This window comes from Paraburkholderia sp. D1E (assembly GCF_052682275.1).
Genome location: NZ_JBQYMB010000001.1, coordinates 7,811,222 through 7,832,687, shown reverse-complemented (window position 1 = coordinate 7,832,687; position 21,466 = coordinate 7,811,222). Strand labels below are relative to the sequence as shown.

17 protein-coding genes and 1 tRNA gene are annotated in these 21,466 nt (G+C 61.3%); 11 read left to right on the top strand and 7 right to left on the bottom strand.

The window, feature by feature from the left end; translation table 11 throughout:
• Positions 1-195 precede the first annotated feature (195 nt).
• The 5 genes from murI to ACUN0E_RS35035 form a co-directional block, all read right to left on the bottom strand.
• Positions 196-1,083 carry a glutamate racemase gene (gene murI, locus ACUN0E_RS35055; RefSeq protein WP_445569489.1) on the bottom strand — a complete coding sequence of 296 codons (888 nt, stop codon included), beginning with the start codon at positions 1,081-1,083 and terminating at the stop codon, positions 196-198.
• Positions 1,084-1,251: 168 nt separating this feature from the next.
• Positions 1,252-1,731 (bottom strand): bacterioferritin, encoded by a 480-nt coding sequence (bfr, locus tag ACUN0E_RS35050; protein WP_090685707.1) that lies wholly within the window; start codon positions 1,729-1,731, stop codon positions 1,252-1,254.
• Positions 1,732-1,923: 192 nt separating this feature from the next.
• Positions 1,924-3,447 (bottom strand): fumarate hydratase, encoded by a 1,524-nt coding sequence (locus ACUN0E_RS35045; protein ID WP_408234472.1) that lies wholly within the window; start codon positions 3,445-3,447, stop codon positions 1,924-1,926.
• Between the two features lie 57 nt (positions 3,448-3,504).
• Positions 3,505-4,071 carry a TIGR00645 family protein gene (locus ACUN0E_RS35040; protein ID WP_408392249.1) on the bottom strand — a complete coding sequence of 189 codons (567 nt, stop codon included), beginning with the start codon at positions 4,069-4,071 and terminating at the stop codon, positions 3,505-3,507.
• Between the two features lie 247 nt (positions 4,072-4,318).
• Positions 4,319-5,212, bottom strand: a complete 894-nt coding sequence (locus tag ACUN0E_RS35035; RefSeq protein WP_445569488.1) for a DMT family transporter — start codon at positions 5,210-5,212, stop codon at positions 4,319-4,321.
• 484 nt (positions 5,213-5,696) lie between these two features.
• On the opposite strand from ACUN0E_RS35035, the gene acs reads away from it, so the two are divergent.
• The 4 genes from acs to ACUN0E_RS35015 all read left to right on the top strand — a co-directional run bounded on the left by acs (position 5,697) and on the right by ACUN0E_RS35015 (position 10,385).
• A complete protein-coding gene (gene acs / locus ACUN0E_RS35030; RefSeq protein ID WP_445570578.1) occupies positions 5,697-7,679 on the top strand; it encodes an acetate--CoA ligase in 1,983 nt (660 codons plus the stop codon).
• A gap of 148 nt (positions 7,680-7,827) precedes the next feature.
• Positions 7,828-8,211, top strand: a complete 384-nt coding sequence (locus ACUN0E_RS35025) for a DUF4212 domain-containing protein (protein ID WP_445569487.1) — start codon at positions 7,828-7,830, stop codon at positions 8,209-8,211.
• A gap of 4 nt (positions 8,212-8,215) precedes the next feature.
• Positions 8,216-10,234, top strand: a complete 2,019-nt coding sequence (locus ACUN0E_RS35020; RefSeq protein WP_445569486.1) for a sodium:solute symporter family protein — start codon at positions 8,216-8,218, stop codon at positions 10,232-10,234.
• A 60-nt stretch (positions 10,235-10,294) separates the two neighbouring features.
• Positions 10,295-10,385, top strand: a tRNA-Ser gene (locus ACUN0E_RS35015).
• A 112-nt stretch (positions 10,386-10,497) separates the two neighbouring features.
• On the opposite strand, the gene ACUN0E_RS35010 is transcribed toward ACUN0E_RS35015, so the two are convergent.
• Positions 10,498-11,301 carry a helix-turn-helix transcriptional regulator gene (locus tag ACUN0E_RS35010; protein ID WP_445569485.1) on the bottom strand — a complete coding sequence of 268 codons (804 nt, stop codon included), beginning with the start codon at positions 11,299-11,301 and terminating at the stop codon, positions 10,498-10,500.
• An 85-nt stretch (positions 11,302-11,386) separates the two neighbouring features.
• Between ACUN0E_RS35010 and ACUN0E_RS35005 the strand changes: the two genes are divergently transcribed.
• From ACUN0E_RS35005 to ACUN0E_RS34980, 6 genes are all read left to right on the top strand, one after another.
• Complete coding sequence (locus ACUN0E_RS35005; RefSeq protein WP_445569484.1) at positions 11,387-12,826, top strand: APC family permease; 1,440 nt, start codon at positions 11,387-11,389, stop codon at positions 12,824-12,826.
• A gap of 18 nt (positions 12,827-12,844) precedes the next feature.
• Entirely contained in the window at positions 12,845-13,954 is a 1,110-nt protein-coding gene (locus tag ACUN0E_RS35000; protein WP_445569483.1) for a DmpA family aminopeptidase, read from the top strand.
• A gap of 114 nt (positions 13,955-14,068) precedes the next feature.
• Positions 14,069-15,331 (top strand): MFS transporter, encoded by a 1,263-nt coding sequence (locus ACUN0E_RS34995; protein WP_445569482.1) that lies wholly within the window; start codon positions 14,069-14,071, stop codon positions 15,329-15,331.
• Between the two features lie 208 nt (positions 15,332-15,539).
• Positions 15,540-16,508 (top strand): LysR substrate-binding domain-containing protein, encoded by a 969-nt coding sequence (locus tag ACUN0E_RS34990; RefSeq protein WP_445569481.1) that lies wholly within the window; start codon positions 15,540-15,542, stop codon positions 16,506-16,508.
• Between the two features lie 202 nt (positions 16,509-16,710).
• A complete protein-coding gene (locus ACUN0E_RS34985; RefSeq protein ID WP_445569480.1) occupies positions 16,711-18,018 on the top strand; it encodes an MFS transporter in 1,308 nt (435 codons plus the stop codon).
• A gap of 60 nt (positions 18,019-18,078) precedes the next feature.
• The gene (locus ACUN0E_RS34980) at positions 18,079-19,326 is read left to right on the top strand and encodes an amidohydrolase family protein (protein WP_445569479.1); all 1,248 of its coding nucleotides are present in this window, start codon (positions 18,079-18,081) and stop codon (positions 19,324-19,326) included.
• A 45-nt stretch (positions 19,327-19,371) separates the two neighbouring features.
• Here the strand turns inward: ACUN0E_RS34980 and ACUN0E_RS34975 are convergent, their stop codons facing one another.
• Positions 19,372-20,283, bottom strand: a complete 912-nt coding sequence (locus tag ACUN0E_RS34975) for a DMT family transporter (protein ID WP_445569478.1) — start codon at positions 20,281-20,283, stop codon at positions 19,372-19,374.
• 124 nt (positions 20,284-20,407) lie between these two features.
• Here ACUN0E_RS34975 and ACUN0E_RS34970 point away from each other — a divergent pair, with 124 nt between their 5' ends.
• Complete coding sequence (locus tag ACUN0E_RS34970; protein ID WP_445569477.1) at positions 20,408-21,328, top strand: LysR family transcriptional regulator; 921 nt, start codon at positions 20,408-20,410, stop codon at positions 21,326-21,328.
• Positions 21,329-21,466 lie beyond the last annotated feature (138 nt).

Sequence of the window (21,466 nt, the reverse complement as noted above, 5' to 3'; positions counted from 1 at the left end):
TAATGCGAACTATTATCATTTTGATTGGCTGGTTTGGCAAGCGTCCAGCATGATTTTTTGTAACAAAACCAGACTCTTAGAAGGGTTTCGTCTACGGGACGGGATTCGTCGCAGGTGGCGGGAAGGGTGAAAAAACGCCTAAAAAGCGCGCAAAACAGCCGTGGGGGCGGCCTAAAAGGCAGCTGGCGAGGGTTTTTATGCGGCTTGGGAGTCCGGCGCTGCTGTGCGGCGCGAAGGGATCACGACCTGCTCGACTGTCGCGTCGATGTGCAGCAGGGTCGCGGCGAGCTGTTGCTGATGCGTGCCGTCACCGGTGGAATAAAAGCGGGGCAGAACAGGTTCGGCGCTTTCCGAGGTGGCGCGCAGCCCGTGCTGGTCGAGTACCCGTTCGAGCTGGCGTGCAATGGCCACGCTCGTATCGATTAGCACCAGCCGGTCGCCGACGATGTCGCGGATCGCCGCATCGAGAAACGGGTAGTGGGTGCAGCCGAGCACCAGCGTGTCGGCGCCGGCATCGAGCATGGGCTGCAGGTAGCTGCGCAGGAGCGCACGCAGTTCGGCGGAGCCTACGTCGCAGCGTTCCACTGCCTGCACGAGCCCGTGGCCAGGCTGGCAAAGAAAACGGCAATCGGCGGCGTAGCGCTCCAACAGTGTCTGAAAGCGGGCGCTGCGCAAGGTCACTTGAGTGGCGAGCACGCCGGCGACACGCGCTTTGGACTGCAGCGCGGCCGGTTTGACACCCGGCTCGACACCCACCAGCGGGATCGCCAGTTTTTCGCGGACCAGCGCGATCGACTGCGCGGTTGCCGTGTTGCATGCGACCACAAGCGCCTTGGCACCTTGGCTCGCGAGCCATTCGCAGATCGCCAGGGTGCGGTCGGCGATGAAGTCGTCGTCGCGTTCACCGTAGGGGGCGTAGAGCGAGTCGGCGGCGTAGATGAGCGCTTCACCGGGGAGTTGCGCCCGGACCGCCCGCAGTACCGACAAACCGCCCAGACCCGAATCGAAAATGCCGACCGGCGCCCGCGAACCGCCACCTGAGAGGGCAATCCGGGCACTCGAAGACGGCGATTCTGCGGGCATAGGCGATAAGGAGACGCGCGGCACAGCGGTTACGGAAAACTCACGAAAACAGGAACGTGCGCAAGTATATCGCCCGCACGGCGCCTATCCTGGCAAACAGGCCGGCCAACAAGATGGCGTATGAGCCGGTTCATGTGCCGACGCACGGGCGTTTCCAACCTGATTCGATCAGGACTCGATCGAACCCATTGCAGTTTGCTGGTAGTTCTGGATGCCGACCTTGTCGATCAGGTCCAGTTGCGTTTCGAGCCAGTCAATGTGTTCTTCGGTGTCGTCGAGGATCTTCACGAAGATTTCGCGCGAGATGAAATCGCGAACGGATTCGCAATACACAATCGCTTCTTTGCAGGTGCTTTGCGAAATCTGTTCGAGCTTCAGATCGCACTCGAGGATTTCTTTAGTTTCTTCGCCGATCAGCAGTTTGTGCAGGTCTTGCAGGTTCGGCAGGCCGTCGAGCATGAAAATGCGTTCGATCAGCCAGTCGGCGTGCTTCATTTCACCGATCGATTCGTCGTATTCATGCTTGCCGAGTTTCTCGAGGCCCCAGTGCTTGTACATCCGCGCATGCAGGAAGTATTGGTTGATGGCGGTGAGTTCGTTCTTCAACTGGGAGTTGAGATACTCAATGACCTTCTTGTCGCCTTGCATGATGTGTCCTTGTAGGGGGCTTTGAATTTCCCAGAACAATAAACGGCGAAAGGCAAAAAGCCAAGGCAAAAACACAGTTTTTCACCTTGATTTGCAAGGTTTTTTGCGTGATGCGTACCGTTCTCATTCCAGGATAAAAAAGCCGGGGTTTGAGGCCCCGGCTTGCACTTTCTTAGCTGATGCTAGTACCGATCAAACCGTCGCGACCGGAATTTTGCCGATTTTGGCTTGCCATTCCTTCGGGCCGGTCTGATGCACCGACGTGCCGGTCGAATCGACGGCGACCGTCACCGGCATGTCCTGCACGTCGAATTCGTAGATCGCTTCCATGCCGAGGTCTTCGAACGCGAGAACCTTCGCGCTGCGAATCGCCTTCGACACGAGGTAAGCCGCGCCGCCCACCGCCATCAGATACGCGGCCTTATGCTTCTTGATCGCCTCGATCGCAACGGGGCCGCGCTCGGCCTTGCCGATCATCGAAATCAGACCCGTTTGCGACAACATGGTCTCGGTGAACTTGTCCATGCGCGTTGCGGTGGTCGGGCCTGCGGGGCCGACAGCCTCGTCACGCACCGGATCGACCGGGCCGACGTAATAGATTACGCGGTTCGTGAAGTCGACCGGCAGCTTCTCGCCCTTCGCGAGCATATCGGCGATGCGCTTGTGCGCGGCGTCGCGGCCCGTCAACATCTTGCCCGACAACAACAGCGTCTGGCCCGGTGTCCAGGCCGCCACTTGTTCCGGCGTCAGCGTGTTCAGATCGACGCGCTGGCTCTTTTCAGTGTCCGGCTCCCACTGCACCTTCGGCCATGCGTCGAGCGACGGCGCTTCGAGCTTCGCCACGCCTGAGCCATCCAGCGTGAAGTGCGCGTGACGCGTTGCCGCGCAGTTCGGGATGATCGCGATCGGCTTGCTCGCAGCGTGTGTCGGTGCAGCCATGATCTTCACGTCGAGCACGGTGGCAAGACCGCCAAGACCTTGCGCACCGATACCGAGCGCGTTGACCTTCTCGTGCAGTTCGATACGCAGTTCTTCGATCCAGTCTTTCGGGCCGCGTGCGATCACGTCCTGAATGTCGATCGGATCCATCAGCGATTCCTTCGCCATGACCATCGCTTTCTCAGCGGTGCCGCCAATGCCGATGCCGAGCATGCCCGGCGGGCACCAGCCTGCGCCCATGGTCGGCACGGTCTTCAGAATCCAGTCGACGATCGAGTCCGACGGGTTCAGCATCGCGAATTTCGACTTGTTTTCCGAGCCGCCGCCCTTCGCTGCAACCTGCACGTCGACCTTGTCGCCCGGCACGATCTCGTAGTGGATCACGGCCGGCGTGTTGTCTTTCGTGTTCTTGCGCGCGCCTTCCGGCGGGCTCACGATCGACGCGCGCAGCACGTTGTCCGGGTTCAGATAACCGCGGCGCACGCCTTCATTGATCATCTCGGTGACGCCCATCGTCGCACCGTCCCAACGCACGTCCATGCCGACCTTCACGAACACCGTGACGATGCCGGTGTCCTGGCAGATCGGGCGCTTGCCTTCGGCGCACATGCGGCTATTGGTCAGGATCTGCGCGATCGCATCCTTCGCGGCCGGGCTCTCTTCGAGCTCGTAAGCGCGGCCTAAGGCCTGGATGTAATCGAGCGGGTGGTAATAGCTGATGTACTGAAGCGAATCAGCGATGCTCTGAATCAGATCTTCCTGTTTGATGACGGTCATGATGGCTAGCTCAGTGGGGACAGTGGCGCTTGTTATCGGACTCGCAGGGTAGTGCGGTCAGTCGTGCGCCTTCAGGGGAGTGGAACCGTTAGAACCCAGCGGATGCAATCCTGCGGGCTCCTGAAAATGTTTCGGGTGCGTATGCGTGGTAAGGCGGTCGACCAGTGCCATTACCACCGCGGAGAGAAGGAAGGCGATGTGGATGATGACCTGCCACATGATGGTGTGCGTCGAATTCTGGTCGGGGCTGATGAAAGTTTTCAGCAGATGGATCGACGAAATGCTGATCAGCGCCATCGACAATTTGACCTTGAGCACCCCGGCATTCACGTGGTCTAGCCATTCCGGTTCGTCTGGATGACCCTCCACGCCCAGGCGCGACACGAAGGTTTCATACCCGCCGATGATCACCATGATCAGCAGGTTCGAGATCATCACCACGTCGATCAGGCCGAGTACCACCAGCATGATGTTGGTTTCGTCGAGCGTCATGGACGCTGTAACCAGATGCCAGACTTCTTTCAGGAACAGGACGACGTAGACACCTTGAGCGACGATCAGGCCCAGGTAGAGCGGCACCTGCAGCCAGCGGCTCATGAAGATGATGGCGGGCAGCGGGCGCATTGGGCGGCGCTGACGGGCTGAGTCGGGTCGCGGGGCGGACATAGGCAAGAGTCAGATGAAACGCAGGTGACGGAACACGGACTAAATGCGCTGACCCGAAGCGCAAACCAAACGCGCGGGTCGAGCACGCAAACCAGGGCGCAGACGGCGCGGTACGCAGCCAGGGGAGGCCGGAAAAGCTCGCGTCAGGCGCGCCATTGTACAGCGTCGGATGAATTTGCTGCGGCGCGGCGGGCAGCGGTGGCGCTCAGGAGGCCACTGGCGGTACTCGCTTCACCTTCAGGCTCGCCAGCCCGATCCCCGCCACCACGCACGCGAGCGCGATGCCGTGGGCGAGCGTAGGCCGCTCACCGAGAAACACGATGCCGTAAATCGCCGCGGCTACCGGCAGCACGGCGCTGAACACGCCCGCGAGACTGCCAGGCACATGACGAATGCCCTTCATCCACAGCCAGAACGAGAAAATGCTTGCCGACAGCCCGTACCACAGCACCAGCGTCCAGACGCTAACAGGCACCGCGCGATAATCGAAGTGCAGTAGCGCGGTGGTGCCGAGCGGCAGCATCAGCAGCAGGCCAAACATGTGCGTGTAGGCACAGATGTTGATGGGTGCGAGCGTCTGCGTCAAACGGCGCGACAGGATGATGTAAAGCGATTCGCAGCACACGGCGCCCAGCACCATCAGATTGCCGGTGAACGAAGTCTCGCCGCCCGCATTCTCATCTACGTGAGCGAGATTGATGACGACCACACCGAGGATCGCCAGCGCGATCGATGCGAGTGCCCGACCGTTCGGTCGCTCTTTGAGGATTAGCCACGAGAACAGTGCGACGACCGCGGGGATCGTGCTGGTGATGACGCCGGCTGCGACCGCGCTGGTGCGCTGCACGCCGCCCAGCATCAGCAGCGTGAACCCGAAAGTGCCGAACAGCGCCTGCAAAAACAGATTGAGCCATTCATCGCGTTTGACGCGGCGCAGCTTGGCGACGCGCAGCAACGGCCACAACACCGCCATCGCAATGACGAAGCGCAACAGCGCGAACAGGGGGACGGGGACAAACTCGACGATCGATTTACCGATTCCGACATTGCTGCCGACCAGCAGCATCGAGGTAATGAGAAGCAGGGAGTAACGATTCAAGCTGGAATCCAGACGGCTAGTTCAGTTAGCATTGTAAGAGGGCGTGCGAGTCAGCGTAAAGGCGCGGCGCCTGTGCGGCGCGCGTGATGCGCCGCGGGTGCCCGATTTCGGCATGGATCCGTCGTATCGGTAGGTCGATCAGCACGCGTGAACGGAACGTAGCGCGTAGCATGCCGTGCGTGACCCGTCTGAACCGCGTAAGGGTTTTCGCCCGTCACGCGATGCGCCTCGCGTAAGTGGCTGGTAAGTTGCAAAGTTTATGTTTGACCGTGGGAGCGGAACGTCGGCCATTCATTTATGTTGCGGTGCCGCATGAATGAAAGTGAAAGGCGAACGGGCCGCGGCGCAGCGATCGGCGATCGCCGCGCGAGGGTTGGAGACAGCGCGCCGCCTGTTGATCACGAATGGCGGCGCCATCATGACAAGGCGCGTCACAGGCGCGCCAGCACAGGTTTTTAGTTTCATCTTCACCAAGGGGTTGTCGATGTCTGCGATTGAATCTGTTCTTCACGAACGCCGTGTTTTCCCGCCCTCCGCTGAAGCAGCGGCTGGTGCGACGATCTCCGGTATGGACGCGTACCGGGCGCTTGCCGCCGAAGCGGAGCGTGATTACGAAGGTTTCTGGGGGCGCCTCGCTCGCGAGACGCTAAGCTGGAACAAGCCCTTCACCAAGGTGCTGGACGAATCGAAGGCGCCTTTCTACACATGGTTCGAAGACGGCCAGCTGAACGCGTCGTATAACAGCATCGACCGTCATGTCGAAGCGGGCAATGGCGAGCGTGTTGCGATCATCTTCGAAGCCGACGACGGCACGGTCACCAACGTCACCTATCAGGATCTGCTGCAACGGGTGTCGCGCTTTGCGAACGCGCTGAAAAAACGCGGTGTGAAGAAGGGCGATCGCGTCGTGATCTATATGCCAATGTCGATCGAAGGCATCGTCGCGATGCAGGCGTGCGCGCGTATCGGTGCAACGCATTCGGTGGTGTTCGGCGGCTTCTCGTCGAAGTCGCTGAATGAGCGGCTGGTGGATGTGGGTGCGGTCGCGCTCGTGACTTCCGACGAACAGATGCGCGGCGGCAAAGCCTTGCCGCTGAAGAACATCGCCGACGAAGCCATTGCCATGGGCGGCTGCGATGCGGTGAAGAGCGTGATTGTGTACAAGCGCACTGGCGGCAAGATCGCATGGAACGAAAGCCGCGATCTGTGGATGCACGAACTCACGCAGTCCGAATCGGATCAATGCGCGCCTGAGTGGGTCGGCGCCGAGCATCCACTTTTCATCCTCTATACGTCCGGTTCGACCGGCAAGCCGAAGGGCGTCCAGCACAGTACCGGCGGCTATCTGCTGTGGACTGCGCAGACCATGAAGTGGACCTTCGACTGGAAGCCCACGGATGTGTTCTGGTGTACCGCCGACATCGGCTGGATCACCGGCCACAGCTACATCACGTATGGCCCGTTGACGCTCGGCGGTACCCAGGTCGTGTTCGAAGGCGTGCCGACCTATCCGAACGCCGGCCGCTTCTGGGACATGATCGCCAAGCACAAGGTCACGCTGTTCTACACCGCGCCGACCGCAATCCGCTCGCTGATCAAATACGCCGAAGCGGACGAGAAAGTGCATCCGAAAAGCTACGATCTGTCGACGCTGCGCATCATCGGCACGGTTGGCGAACCGATCAATCCGGAAGCGTGGGTCTGGTATCACGAGAACGTCGGCGGCGGCCGTTGCCCGATCGTCGACACGTGGTGGCAAACCGAAACCGGCGGCCACATGATCACGCCGCTGCCGGGCGCCACGCCGCTGGTGCCGGGTTCATGCACGCTGCCGCTGCCGGGCATCATGGCGGCAGTGGTCGATGAAACCGGCCAGGACGTGCCGAACGGGCAGGGCGGCATTCTGGTGGTGAAGCGCCCGTGGCCGGCGATGCTGCGTAACGTGTGGGGCGATCCCGACCGTTACAAGAAGAGCTATTTCCCCGAAGAACTCGGCGGCACGCTGTACCTCGCCGGCGATGGCGCGGTGCGCGACAAGGAAACCGGCTACTTCACGATCATGGGTCGCATCGACGACGTGCTCAATGTGTCCGGTCACCGCCTCGGCACGATGGAGATTGAGTCGGCGCTGGTGTCGAACCCGATCGTGGCAGAAGCGGCTGTGGTTGGCCGTCCTGACGATACGACCGGTGAAGCCGTGTGCGCATTCGTGGTGCTCAAACGCGCTCGTCCTGAAGGCGAAGAAGCGGTGAAGCTCGCCAACGAACTGCGCAACTGGGTCGCCAGGGAGATCGGTCCGATTGCCAAACCGAAGGACATCCGCTTTGGCGAGAACCTGCCGAAGACGCGTTCGGGCAAGATCATGCGCCGCCTGTTGCGCTCGCTAGCTAAGGGTGAGGAAATCACCCAGGACGTATCGACTCTGGAGAACCCGGCGATTCTCGATCAGCTCGGCGAGTCGCTCTGAGCCTGGGTTTGCCTGGGTTGACGGCAAGAGCGCGTCGTCCGACCCGCTCTTGACTGGACCCAGGTGTTGACCATTTAAGTTAGCCTGTTAAAGCCACCGCGCGGACAATCCCGATTGCCTGCCCGGTGGCTTTTTGATACATAGGCGCATGGCCGCGCCACACCACCCCCCTCACGCTACGCTCAATCCCGCGCCCGAACCCCCTGCGGTGTCGGCAGCGATGGCGCGCGCGCATCAGAAATATTGGCGTTTCAATCTCGCGTTGATCGCGACGTTGATGACGGTGGGCTTCGTGGTGTCGTTCGTTTTGCCGCTGGTGGCGCCGGCGTTGGATCAGGTGCGCTTCGGCGGCTTCCGGTTGCCGTTCTATTTCGGTGCGCAAGGGGCGATTCTGATCTACGTCGCGTTGATCGTCGTTTATATCGTGCTGATGCAGCGCGCCGACCGCCGTCTGCAACGCGCTTTCGACGCCGATGCGAGCGCCACCAGTGCCGGTGCCGATTCCGGCGCGCCCACTGCGCGCGGAAACTGAGCCGATGACGCTCACGCACCGCCTGATCCGCTCATACGCGCTCTATACGCTTGGCTTCCTGCTATTCATCTACGTGATGTGGCGCATCGAGCGCATCACTGGCCCGGGTGTATGGATCGGCTATGTGTTCCTGTTCGTGCCGATCGCGGTGTATGCGGTGATCGGCTTGCTGTCGCGCACGTCCGACCTCGTCGAATACTACGTAGCGGGGCGGCGCGTGCCGTCCGCCTTCAACGGCATGGCGACTGCGGCCGACTGGTTGTCCGCTGCGTCGTTTATCGGTCTCGCCGGTTCGATCTATACGACCGGATATGACGGGCTCGCGTACCTGATGGGCTGGACCGGCGGCTATTGCCTAGTTGCATTCCTGCTCGCGCCGTACGTGCGCAAGCTGGCGCGCTACACGATTCCCGACTTTCTCGGCACGCGCTTTTCGAGCAACGCGGTGCGTGGACTCGCTGCGTTAGCGGCGATCCTGTGCTCGTTCGTCTATCTGGTCGCGCAGATTCAGGGCGTCGGCTTGATTGCGACGCGTTTTATCGGCGTGGATTTCGCAGTCGGCATTTTCTGCGGACTCGCGGGCATTCTCGTGTGCTCGTTTCTGGGCGGCATGCGTGCCGTAACGTGGACCCAGGTCGCGCAATACATCATCCTGATCGCGGCAATTCTGATTCCCGTGTCGATGATCGCGCATAAGGATGGCCTTGGCTGGGTGCCGCAGTTCAACTACGGCCGCTTGATGGAACGCGTCGAAGGCCTGGAGAAGCAGGTGCGCGAGGCGCCGCTCGAACAGATCGTACGCGACGACTATCGGCGGCGCGCTGCGCTGATGCAGATGCGGCTCGATACGTTGCCGCACTCGTTCGTCAATGAGAAGCTGCGCCTCACGCAGGAAGTCGCGGACTTGCGTCGCCACAATGGCCCGCTGCGCGATATCAAGGAGCATGAGAGGGAGCTGGAACAGTTTCCGCGCGATGCCGCGGCCGCACAGATCGTCTGGACCCAAAGCCGCGACGAGATGCTGATGCGCGCGGCCGCGCCGGTGCCGATGCACGAGCCGTTTCCCGTCACGAGCGAAGAAGACAGGCGCACCCACGAACGCAATTTCCTGTCGCTGCTGCTGTGCCTGTCGCTTGGCACCGCGAGCCTGCCGCACATCCTGACGCGCTACAACACGACGACCTCGGTGGCGTCCGCGCGGCGCTCGGTCGGCTGGACACTGTTCTTCGTCGCGCTGTTCTATCTGACGGTGCCCGTGCTGGCCGTGCTGATCAAGTACGAGATATTGACCAATCTGGTCGGTCATCACTTTGCCGATTTGCCGCAGTGGCTCACGCAGTGGCGCAAGGTCGAGCCGAGTCTGATCAGCCTTGCTGACACGAATGGCGATGGCATCGTGCGCTGGAGCGAAATCCAGATGCAGCCGGATATGGTCGTGCTCGCCGCGCCCGAGATCGCTGGGCTGCCGTATGTGATGTCCGGACTGATCGCGGCCGGCGCGCTGGCCGCGGCGCTCTCGACCGCGGATGGTTTGCTGCTGACGATTGCCAACGCGCTATCACACGACGTCTATTACCACATGGTCGATCCGACGGCTTCGAGTCAGCGGCGCGTGACCATCTCGAAGATTCTGCTGCTGGGGGTGGCATTGTTCGCGTCGTATGTGGCGTCGCTCAATACGGGGAATATTCTGTTTCTGGTGGGCGCGGCGTTTTCGCTGGCGGCTTCGAGCCTGTTTCCGGTGCTGGTGCTGGGCGTCTTCTGGAAGCGCACGACCCGCCTTGGGGCAGTGGCCGGCATGGTGGCGGGGCTGGTGGTGTGCATTTACTACATCGTGTCGACGTATCCGTTCTTCACGCAGATGACGGGCTTCGCCGGTGCACGGTGGTTCGGGATCGAGCCGATCAGCTCAGGCGTGTTTGGTGTCCCGGCGGGGTTTCTCGTGGCGATCGGGGTGAGTCTGGTCGACCGGAAACCCGATGCTTATACGAGGGCGCTGGTGGACTACATCCGGCATCCTTAGGTGGGTTTGCGCATGGGTCTGGCGCAGGGCGCGAAGTTTGCTATAATTCGGCTCCCCGCCGGAGAGATGGATGAGCGGTTTAAGTCGCACGCCTGGAAAGCGTGTATAGGTTAATAACCTATCCGGGGTTCGAATCCCCGTCTCTCCGCCAGGAATTAAACGAGAAGCCGTTGAATCTAAAAGGTTCAGCGGCTTTTTGTTTTGCGTCGAAAATCGCTTGTCAAAGCCTCGATCTCGCGCGATCCGCAGCGGGCCAGGGGAAATTATCCCGCTTCGTGCCCCAACGCCTGAATAAACAACGAGAACAATTCCGGCTGCGTCGAAATACCGAGCTTGTTGTAAAGATTCCGCCGGTGCACCTTTACCGTCTCGGGCGAAATCGCGAGCCGCTCAGCAATAGCCTTCGAAGAATTCCCTCGCAGCACCAACCGCGCAATCGCCATTTCCCGCTCCGACAGCAACTCCGCACCAAACCCCGCCAACGCACGCTCGACCCGGCCCGACAGATCGCCACGCTCGACGTTCTTGCCCGGCTCAGCGGCAAGACGTGCCAAATGCTGCCGTATCGTCGCAACGAGCCAGGGCGCGCATACCGCTAGCCGCCCAAGCACCTCCACGTCGAATCTCGCCTTCGCCCCCAACGACAGCGACACAACCCCACCGGCGGGCGCAACATTGACGATCAACTGCAATTCATCCTCTCCAACCGCGTCGCGAAAGTAACTCAGGAAATATTCGCTTTGCCGGAACAGATCAGGCGCGACCTCCTCAAGTCTATAGAACCCGTCGGTCAATCCATCATGCGCGGCCTGCAAAAACGGATCGAGCAGATAAAGCCCATTCAGGTAAAGCGGCACCGGCGACGGCGCATCCGTCCCGCCGGTGTCGAACTCTTCCAACACGCGAGGCACGCCGTCCTGCTCGACTAACACGGCAAGCGCGTTGTCGAACGGCATGATTTCGTTGAGCAGAAGAATCAGATTCCGCCAGAACCGAGGTCCGCCCAGATGATCGATCACGCGCGCCAGCGCCTGATGCATTGCTACTTCCGTGAACAGTCGATCCATGCGTCTCCACCTAATTGGCGTAACCCTAAGCGGTAATAGCGTTGCGTAAATTGGCTTCCTACACTGCGCCGAACAGTGCTCAAGTATGGGCGCTGAAAAAATCATTGCAAAGGAGAGGACGATGGCGATCACGGAAACGTCGGTTGCGGCGCAAGCCGTCTCCGCAGGGCTGGGCACGTCCGGCGCGCTGAAGCAGTCGCTCAGCGTGCGGGACGTGGTGATGATTACCGTATCGGGGGTAACGCCCGCCAGTTCCATCTTCGTGATCGCGCCGTTTGCGATCCAGCAGGCGGGCAGCGGTGCGGTGCTGTCGTTCCTGCTCGGCGGCGTGCTCGCGCTGGCTTTCGCGTTGTGCTATGCGGAATTGAGCGCGGCACATCGCAGCGCCGGCGGCGAGTACGTGATGGCGAAACGGGTGTTCGGTGCGTTGCCGGGCTATCTGACCTTCATCGCGGTGCTGGCTGTCAGTGTGTTCATTCCTGCTGTACTGGCGAGCGGCGCGGCGCCGTATCTGAACAATGCGCTGGGCACGAACTTCAGCAATCAATCGGTGGCGCTCGCGATCGTCGTACTCAGCTACGTACTCGGCATTCTCAACATCAAGACCAACGCGTGGATTACCGGCGCGTTCCTGACTGTCGAAGTGCTGGTGCTCCTCCTCATCGCATATCTGGGATTCTCCGAACCGCATCGCGCTTTTAGCGCGTTGGTGCATCCTCAAGTCGCGAGCAACGGTACGCTGATTTCGGCGACTGCCGCCGCTATCATCCCGGCGGTGGGCACGGCGATCTTTTGCTACAACGGCTTCGGCGCCGCGGTGTTTCTCGCTGAAGACCTCGAAGGGGGCAATCGCAGCATCGCGAAAGCCGTCATGTATTCGCTGCTGGTTATCCTGCTGGTCGAGTTGATTCCGTTGACGGCGATCGTGCTCGGTGCGCCTTCATTGATCGATATGTCGAAGAGCACGGATCCGATCGGCTATGTGGTTCGTGAACTCAGCAACCCCGTCATCATGCGTGTGGTGAGCGCGGGGATTTTCCTGTCAGTGTTCAATGCGATCATCGCTATCGTGATTCAGGTAGGGCGTCTGTTGTACAGCAGCGGCCGGCACGCACTATGGGTGCGTAGTTGCAACCATGCATTCACCCGCATTCATCCACGATTCGATTCGCCGTGGCTCGCCACGTTGACGCTTGCGATCCCGTCGGCACTCCTGCTTTTCGTCTCGAGCCTCGATGAATTGACCGCCTTCACGGTCGATCTGCTGCTGGTGATCTACATCGTGATCGCGGTGGCGGCGCTGGCCAGCCGCATCGTGCGGCGCGATGTCGAGCATCACTACCGGATGCCGTTGTGGCCGCTGCCGCCACTGGTGGCGATCATCGGTGCAACCTACACGTTGTACACGACAATGCAGAGCGCGACCAAGCCGACGGATCTGTACATCATCGGTGGATTGCTGGTGTTGGCGCTCGCGATGTATGCGGCGTGGGCACGTCATAGCGTGACTTTTCGCGAACTTTGAATCGAAGGAAAACAGGCAATGCGTACAAGGGAACTCGGCATACGTATCGGGCGCGGCACGCCTGGGCGTTTCAATGCGATTACCGATGTCGCCGGCGTCCGTGTCGGGCATCACACATTGAACGTGGACGCGGGCGATGCGTCGGTGCACACCGGCGTGACCATCATCGAACCGCGCGCGGGCAGCGCGCGCATGGCGCCTTGTTTTGCGGGCTGCCACATTCTGAACGGCAATGGCGACGCAACCGGTCTCGAATGGATCCGCGAGGCCGGCTTGCTGACGACGCCGATCGCGTACACCAACACGCATAGTGTTGGCATGGTGCGCGACGCGCTGGTCGCGGCCGAGCGGGATGACGTCAAAGGGGAGGTGTACTGGTGCATGCCGGTCGTGCTCGAAACCTACGACGGACTGCTCAACGACATCTGGGGGCAGCATATCACCGCGGACCATGTGCAACGTGCGCGAGCCGAAGCGCGCACGGGAGAGGTGAGGGAAGGGAATGTTGGCGGAGGCACGGGGATGATCTGCCATGAGTTCAAAGGCGGTATCGGCACGGCATCGCGGGTGTTGAAACCGGCCGAAGGTGGCTGGACCGTCGGTGCGCTGGTGCAGGCGAACTATGGTCGGCGTGACGCGCTACGGGTGGCGGGATATCCGGTGGGCGAGGTGCTCGGGAACGTGCATTCGCCGTTCAGGCAAACCGAAGAGCGGCGCACGGGGGAAGCGGGCATGGGTTCGATTGCCGTGACGCTTGCGACGGATGCGCCTTTGTTGCCGCATCAGTGCACACGCTTGGCGCAGCGTGCGAGCGTTGGGATCGCCCGCATGGGCGGAGGCACTGAAGATTCGAGCGGCGATATATTTGTGGCCTTTTCGGTGGGGAATTCGGGGCTGCCGGCGGTTAATTATGGGAGTGTTGGCAAGCCCACCACTGCCGTGGAGATGGTGAATAACGATCACATGTCTGCTTTGTTTTCGGCGGCTGCGGAGGCCGTTGAAGAAGCCATCGTCAATGCACTGTTAGCCGCTACGGATATGAACGCGCGTGGCGCTCGCGCGGTGGCGATCGGTTCTGAGCGCCTGCTGTCGGCGCTTCGTGAGGTGGGATGGAAGCCGGATAGCTAAGGCCGATGCCGCAGCCTTACATAAAGAAAGCGCTCCCAAGCGTAAAAACAAAATAAATAAACTTGCTCTAAACTAGCTGCCGCCCGAACCAGCCTAGTAAAGAGCAAGAAACTAATGCCCCGACCTCCAGCCGATCCCGTCGGCGACCCTAGCTTCAGTTTGCCCAAACATCCCGCTTTCCAACGTTTCTGGTGCACCCGCATCCTCTCGTCGCTGTCGTTCCAGATGCTCGCCGTGGCCATGGGCTGGCACATCTACGCACTAACGCATAGCGCCTTCGCACTCGGCCTCGTGGGTCTCGCCCAATTTCTGCCGATGTTCGTGCTGACGCTCGTGGTTGGTCACGTGGCCGACCGCTACGACCGTCGCCGGATCGCGGCCATCTGTCAAAGCCTCGAAAGCGTCGCTGCATTGCTATTCGCCTTTGGCACCTTCGGTGGCTGGATCAGCGCGCCGGTCATCTATGTGCTGGCCGCATGCGTGGGTGCGGCGCGCGCCTTCGAATCGCCTGCGGTTGCATCACTGTTGCCCGGCGTCGTGCCGCGTGGACAATTGCCCAAAGCCACGGCATGGGCCACCTCCGCGAATCAAACCGCACAGATCGCGGGTCCGGCATTGGGCGGCCTGCTATATGGCATCGGTCCTGGCGCGGCCTACCTCGCGTGCACGCTGTCGTTTGCGGCCGCGGCTGCCTCTGTGTGGGCCATCCCGCTGCAAATCAGGCTAGCGCGCCGCGCGCCGGTCACGCTCGAGTCGGTGTTCTCCGGCATCGCCTTTATCCGCAAGGAGCCCGTGATACTCGGCGCACTATCGCTCGATCTGTTCGCGGTGCTGTTCGGCGGCGCGACCGCGTTGCTGCCGGTCTTCGCACGCGACATCCTGCACACAGGGCCGCTCGGTCTCGGCCTGCTGCGTTCGGGTACCGCCATCGGCGCGCTCGCGGGCACCGTCTGGCTCGCGCATTTTCCGCTGCGCAACCGGCCTGGCGCTGCGATGTTCGGTGGCGTGATCGCGTTTGGCGCGGCCACTGTCGTGTTCGGTCTGTCGCATCAGTTTTTCGTATCGCTCTTCGCGCTAATGGTGCTGGGCGCATCTGACACCATCAGCGTAGTGGTGCGCCTGTCGCTCGTGCAACTGCGGACACCGGATGAAATGCTGGGTCGCGTCAGCGCGGTCAATTCGCTTTTCATAGGGACATCGAATCAACTGGGTGAATTCGAATCCGGCGTGACGGCAGGGTGGTGGGGCGCACAACCCGCCGTGCTGGTGGGCGGTGTTGCGACGATCGCCGTCGCCTTGCTGTGGATGCGATTCTTTCCGGAACTCAGGCGTACGCGCTCGCTGGAGCGGGAAGAGGAACTGGTGCCAAGCCGTTGATGGAGACGCATGACGCGTTGCCAGGAACGAGATGCCATGTTCATCCTCCCGGTTTTTGAAAACCCGGTTGCCGTTTTCGCCGGGTTCTCCTTAAATACGGACGCCGGTAACGTTGAGCGTGCCACCTGCGGAGTCGTCCGCGTAGACGTGATTCGGCGTGCGCCTCGACCCGCTATGATGGTGGCAACCTCACTCGGCCACCTTCATCATGCGGATCGCCCCTTTACCTCCGCTTCAATGTCTGATCGCATTCGAATCGGCCGTGCGGCATGCCAGTTTCACCAAGGCGGCTGTCGAGCTGCATCTGACGCAAAGCGCGGTCAGCCGCCAGATCGCGCAACTCGAAGACTTCCTCGGCCGCTCGCTCTTCGTGCGCGAGCATCGCGCCCTACGTCTGACGATCGCCGGCGAACGCTACGCGAAGCACGTGCAGTGGCTGCTCGCCAATTGCTCGGAAGCCACGCTCGAGGTGATGAAGCGATACGGCGATCTGGAGTTGACGATTGCGTGTTCGTCGGGTGTCGCGGTGTTGTGGCTCACGCCGCGCCTGGGTGCATTTCGCGCCGCCCATCCGAACGTGAAGATCCGGATGATCGTGCGGGACGGACTCGCTTCGTTGTCGCCGGCGGAATTCGACGTGGGTCTTTACTACATCCGCCAGCGCGCCGAGCCGCATTTCACCGCACGCCGTATTTTCGACGAAGACGTGTACCCGGTATGTTCACCCGGATATCTCGCCGGCCGGGTGCTGGAGCCTGCCGATCTCGCCCATGAAACATTGCTGATGCAGGAAGACGGTCAGCGGCAATGGATGTCGTGGCCCGAATGGTTCCGTCTCAACAATGTGCAGATGCCCGGTTCCCCGCAGTCGGTCGTCGTCAATCATTATCCGCAACTCGTGCAGATGGCGATTCTTGGGCAGGGCGTCGTGCTCGGCTGGCGTCACATGATCGATGCGTGTCTGAACGAGGGACTGCTGGTGCGTGCTACGCGAGCCTCGGCGAGCCACGGTGGCGGTTACTACGTCGTATCGCCGAACGATCGCGCGGAGAATCAGGCGGCGCGCCTCTTCACGCGCTGGCTGTTCGAGCAGGCAGAGGCGCAGACGAGCGGGCAGACAAGCGGGTCGACCGGCGGGCAAACGCTCGCGGAGACGAGCAACGCGCCCGTCGCCTGACTGCGTTTCGCATGCGCTGCGCGCATGCATGCATGTGAATCTTTCGTTTCGAAAACAAATCAGGTCTCTCTACGATCGGCTTTATGCACGCGGAAGCGCCGCTCGATTTCGATGCGTCGCATTGCTGGCAGATCAGCCGGACCCGTAGCCATGCAGCGGCCGCACGAGCGGTCGCACAAGCAGCCTGATGAGGAAAGAGACCATGCAAGGAACGCTTTCATCCAACGTCGCGATGTCCGTGGATACGCTCGCGCGACAGCGGCGCCGTGCCATTATCGCCACTGTGCTCGGCAATGGGCTCGAGTGGTTCGACTTCACCGTCTATAGCTTTTTCGCGGTGATCATCGCCAAGCTGTTCTTTCCGACCGGCAATGAGCTGACCTCGCTGCTGCTCACCGTCGCGACGTTCGGCGTGGGTTTTTTCATGCGGCCGGTGGGTGGTATCGTGCTCGGCGTGTACGCGGATAAAGTGGGAAGAAAGGCGGCGCTCTCGCTGACTATTCTGTTGATGGCGGGCGGTACTGCACTCATCGGCCTCGCTCCGACATACGACCAGATCGGTCTGTGGGCGCCGGTGCTGATCGTGGTTGCCCGGTTGCTGCAGGGGTTTTCGGCCGGCGGCGAAATGGGCACCGCCACTGCGTTTCTTACTGAATATGCACCGGCTGGCAAGCGTGCATTCTATTCGAGCTGGATTCAGTCGAGCATTGGCTTTGCCGTGCTGCTGGGCGCTGCGGTCGGCACGTTCGTGACATCAAGCCTGAGCGCCGATGCGCTGCATTCGTGGGGCTGGAGAATGCCGTTCCTGATCGGCATTCTGATCGGACCGGTCGGCTATTTCATTCGTAGTCGCATGGACGAAACGCCGGCGTTCAGCGCGGTTGCCGAGGAGGCGAAAAGCGATTCGCCGCTCGCGGAAGTGTTTCGCCGCTTTCCACGCGAGACGTTCGCGAGCTTTTCGATGGTGATTCTGTGGACGGTGTGCACCTACGTACTGCTGTTCTATATGCCGACCTATTCGGTGCGCACACTGCATCTGCCGCAATCCACGGGCTTTCGTGCCGGCATGTTCGGTGGGGTGATGATTATGTGTTTCTCACCCGTGATCGGCGCACTCGCTGACCGCTTCGGCCGCCGCCGCTTTCTGTCCGGCGCGGCTGCATTGATCCTTCTGCTCGCATGGCCGATGTTCACTTACATCAATCACGCGCCTGGGCTCGCTTCGCTGATGGTGTTTCAGGGCGTGTTCGGGTTGCTGATCGCCGTCTACACCGGTCCGATTCTCGCGGCATTCTCGGAGCTGTTCCCGACCAAGGTGTTGTCTACGGGCCTCTCTGTTGCGTACAACTTTGCGGTGACGATTTTCGGCGGCTTCGCGCCGTTCTTCATCACGTGGCTGATCGCGTCGACGGGCAGCAATATGGCGCCCGCAATCTACGTGATGATCGCCGCGGCCATCAGTCTCGTCGGCACGTTCTATGTGCGCGATACGCGCCGTAGCCAAGCCTGAGGCCGCGCGTCCGGCGAACGAAAGCCGGATGGATTCCTTCATCCAGTCAGGAAAATATCAATGAGCATTACGGTAATCAGCGGCGGCAACGTACTCGATCTGGCCCAGGGTGCGTTGCTCGACCATCATCACGTCGTAATCGAAAACGGCTATATCGTCGAAGTCACCGATCGTCCTGTCGACCTGCCGAATGCGCGCGTAATCGACGCGCGCGGCAAGACGGTGATGCCCGGCCTGATCGATTGTCACGTGCACGTGCTCGCTTCGCGCGCGAACCTCGGTGTGAATGCGACGCAGCCGAATATCCTTACTGCGATTCGTGCGCTGCCGATTCTGAAGGCGATGCTCGGCCGTGGCTTTACGACGGTGCGTGACGCGGGCGGCGCGGACTGGGGTTTGACGCAGGCGCTGGAGAGTGGCCTGATTCCGGGGCCACGCATTTTCCCGTCGGGCAAGGCGTTGTCGCAAACCGGCGGCCACGGCGATTTTCGTCCACGCGGCGACGTGCTGGAACCCTGTTCATGCGCCTTTCGTGCCGGGGCGATTGCGCGAGTGGTCGACGGTGTCGATGCGGTGCGGCTCGCCGTGCGCGAAGAGATTCAGAAGGGCGCCACGCAGATCAAAATCATGGCATCCGGCGGCGTTGCATCGCCGACCGATCCGATCAGCAACACGCAATACTCTGAGGAAGAGATCCGGGCAATCGTCGCCGAAGCGGAGGCGGCCAATACCTACGTGATGGCGCATGCCTACACCGGCCGCGCGATTTCGCGTGCGATTCGCTGTGGCGTACGCACGATCGAGCACGGCAATCTGGTCGACGAAGCCGCCGCGAAACTGATGCGCGAGTACGGTGCGTTCGTCGTGCCCACGCTGGTCACCTACGATGCGCTGGCCAGGCACGGTGCCGATTATGGTTTGCCGGCCGATTCGATCGCCAAGGTCGAAACCGTGCGGCAAGCCGGGCGCGACTCGCTGCAGATCTATGCGAACGCTGGAGTGCCAATGGGATTCGGTTCGGACTTGCTCGGCGAAATGCACACATTCCAGAGCGATGAATTGCGTATACGCGCCGAGGTGCTCGGCAATCTGGAAGCGTTGCGCTCAGCGACTACAATCGCGGCCGATATCGTCGATCGGAGGGGCAAGCTCGGTGCTATCAAAGCCGGGGCGATTGCCGACGTGCTGGTGGTCGACGGCAATCCGCTCAAGGATATCGGGGTGTTGACCGGGCAGGGCGAGCGCCTCGAGTATGTCTTGCAACGTGGCGAGGTGGTGAGCGAGCGGGGCATGGTCGCGTCGCGTTAATCGGCAGATGCGTGTGCAGCGATCGGCAAGGGCCTCGGAAATTCTCTAGGCTCCCGCGGCGCTCACACGCAATGCTGTCCATCGCACAGTCGCGAGAATCGATGCCGCGACGATCAACGCACCACCGATCCAGGCCGTCGTTGAAATCCGTTCACCTAACCAGATGCAGGCGAATAACGCGCCGAAAGCGGGCTCGCTGCCCATCAACAGCGACACACGCGTTGGGCTGCTGCGTTTGATCGCGAAGTTTTGCGCGAAGAATGCGAATAGCGTGCACGCGATCACCAGATAGCCGATGTAACCCCAGAACATGGCGTGCCCGGCGAGCGACGGCACCGGCTGCCACTGTTGCGGCGCAAACAGCACCGCCACCGCCGCGCTGCCGAATGCCACCACACCCGACTGAACCGCTGTCACCGACAAAGGCGGCAACGTGGAGTCGCGCATCACGCGTTTAGTTACACACACATTCAGCGCGCGCAGCAGCGCGGCGAGCAGAATCAGCGCGTCGCCGGGATTGAAACTCAGCGCGCCATCCCCTGCCAGCAGCCACGCGCCGAACAGCGAAAGCGCGACCGCCGCCCATTCGATGCGGCTCGGCCTGCGCTTGAGCAGCCACCATTCGACAAGCGGCGTCAGCACCACGCACAGGCTGATCAGAAACGCCGCATTGGCCGCGCGCGTCAGCAGAATGCCGAAGGTCTCGCAGAGAAAGATGCCGAGCAGCAGGGCGCCCGCGATCAGCACGCCACGCAGCGTGCGTGCATCGGCGGCGCGTAGATGGCGCAAGGCGGGCGACAGGATCACGAAGGTGATGCCGAAGCGCATTGCCAGCAAACCCAGTACCGGATAGAACACCAGGGCGCTTTTGACGACGCCATAACTGGTGCCCCAGACCACGGCGACCGCGAGCAGCATCAGATCGGAGAGCAGAAGCAGGCGTTCTTGTTTCGACATGGCGGACCTCAAGCAGATGAACGCATATTGTCGAACTTTGCTCATGAGGCGATAATCGGGTCGTTGCGCACATCATTTATGTCGTGAATGCATTAATCGATTCAACCTCCGCGAGCGCTCGACGATGAACCCAACCGACCTTTTCGCGTTGCTGCCGGACATGGCGGTTTTCGCGCGCGTTGTCGATGCCGGCAATTTTTCGGTGGCCGCGCGTCAGCTCGGCAGTACGCCGTCTACCGTCAGCCGCCAGATCAAACGCCTCGAGGACGCCTTGGCGACGCGCCTGCTCGAACGGTCCACGCGGACGGTGCGGGTCACGGAATCGGGTCTCCAGGTGGCGCGTTTCTGCCGCGACATGGTGAGCGCCGCATCGGGCGCGGTGGATGCCGCCGGGCAACTGGCCGGCAGACCGCAAGGCAAGGTCAGCGTGAGCGCGCCCACCGCGTTCGCGAAGACGGTGATTCATCCGCTGATTCCCGGTTTTCTGCGTGCCTACGATGAAGTCGACTTGCAACTGCTTTTCACCGATCACGACGTCGACCCGCTCGCCGATGATGTCGATCTGGTCATCCGTCTGACCGAGCATCCACCGCAAGGGCTCGCGGGGCGCAGGTTGGGCGCAGTGCGCTGGCTGCTGGTTGCATCGCCCGCTTATTTGCGTGAGCGCGGCACGCCGGCACAACCGCGCGATCTCCTCCAGCACGATTGCATCTACCTTGGCGAAACTGCCGACGACAACCGTTGGCGCTTTCGCCGCGGCTCGGAGACGCAAACCGTTGACGTGAAGGGGCGTTACATTGCCAATCACGCTGGCGCGCGGCTTGAGGCCGCACAGCAGAATTTCGGCATTGCGAACTTGCCTGAGTTTGCCGCCACCGACGCATTGCTAGGTGGAGAACTCATGCAGGTACTGCCGGACTGGAAGCTCGAGGCGCGCGCTTATGTGGGCTCGGTGTGGCTGCTATATCCGCCGAACCGTTTCTTGCCTCCGAAGGTGAGGGCGCTGATCGATTATCTCGTCGAGCATATTCGCGAGGCGACTTAAGCGCGGGTCCAACTCGCTGCGCAACGCGTTCGTATGCCGTGGCCGCAGAGTATCGATTTGGTTTGCACGAAAGACGAACGTAGAATCGCTCGTGTCACCATGACTATAGCGATCGCAACGACAGAAGCGATCAGGAGG

Excerpts from the sequence above, each read along its gene's own strand:
- ACUN0E_RS35005 (WP_445569484.1), top strand. The coding sequence starts at position 11,387 with ATGGGCGCTGAAAAAATCATTGCAAAGGAGAGGACGATGGCGATCACG.
- ACUN0E_RS34980 (WP_445569479.1), top strand. The coding sequence starts at position 18,079 with ATGAGCATTACGGTAATCAGCGGCGGCAACGTACTCGATCTGGCCCAG.
- ACUN0E_RS35040 (WP_408392249.1), bottom strand. The coding sequence starts at position 4,071 with ATGCGCCCGCTGCCCGCCATCATCTTCATGAGCCGCTGGCTGCAGGTG.
- ACUN0E_RS34985 (WP_445569480.1), top strand. The coding sequence starts at position 16,711 with ATGCAAGGAACGCTTTCATCCAACGTCGCGATGTCCGTGGATACGCTC.
- ACUN0E_RS34995 (WP_445569482.1), top strand. The coding sequence starts at position 14,069 with ATGCCCCGACCTCCAGCCGATCCCGTCGGCGACCCTAGCTTCAGTTTG.
- murI (WP_445569489.1), bottom strand. The coding sequence starts at position 1,083 with ATGCCCGCAGAATCGCCGTCTTCGAGTGCCCGGATTGCCCTCTCAGGT.
- acs (WP_445570578.1), top strand. The coding sequence starts at position 5,697 with ATGTCTGCGATTGAATCTGTTCTTCACGAACGCCGTGTTTTCCCGCCC.
- ACUN0E_RS35045 (WP_408234472.1), bottom strand. The coding sequence starts at position 3,447 with ATGACCGTCATCAAACAGGAAGATCTGATTCAGAGCATCGCTGATTCG.
- ACUN0E_RS35000 (WP_445569483.1), top strand. The coding sequence starts at position 12,845 with ATGCGTACAAGGGAACTCGGCATACGTATCGGGCGCGGCACGCCTGGG.
- ACUN0E_RS35020 (WP_445569486.1), top strand. The coding sequence starts at position 8,216 with ATGACGCTCACGCACCGCCTGATCCGCTCATACGCGCTCTATACGCTT.
- ACUN0E_RS34970 (WP_445569477.1), top strand. The coding sequence starts at position 20,408 with ATGAACCCAACCGACCTTTTCGCGTTGCTGCCGGACATGGCGGTTTTC.
- ACUN0E_RS34990 (WP_445569481.1), top strand. The coding sequence starts at position 15,540 with ATGCGGATCGCCCCTTTACCTCCGCTTCAATGTCTGATCGCATTCGAA.
- ACUN0E_RS34975 (WP_445569478.1), bottom strand. The coding sequence starts at position 20,283 with ATGTCGAAACAAGAACGCCTGCTTCTGCTCTCCGATCTGATGCTGCTC.
- ACUN0E_RS35010 (WP_445569485.1), bottom strand. The coding sequence starts at position 11,301 with ATGGATCGACTGTTCACGGAAGTAGCAATGCATCAGGCGCTGGCGCGC.
- ACUN0E_RS35025 (WP_445569487.1), top strand. The coding sequence starts at position 7,828 with ATGGCCGCGCCACACCACCCCCCTCACGCTACGCTCAATCCCGCGCCC.
- bfr (WP_090685707.1), bottom strand. The coding sequence starts at position 1,731 with ATGCAAGGCGACAAGAAGGTCATTGAGTATCTCAACTCCCAGTTGAAG.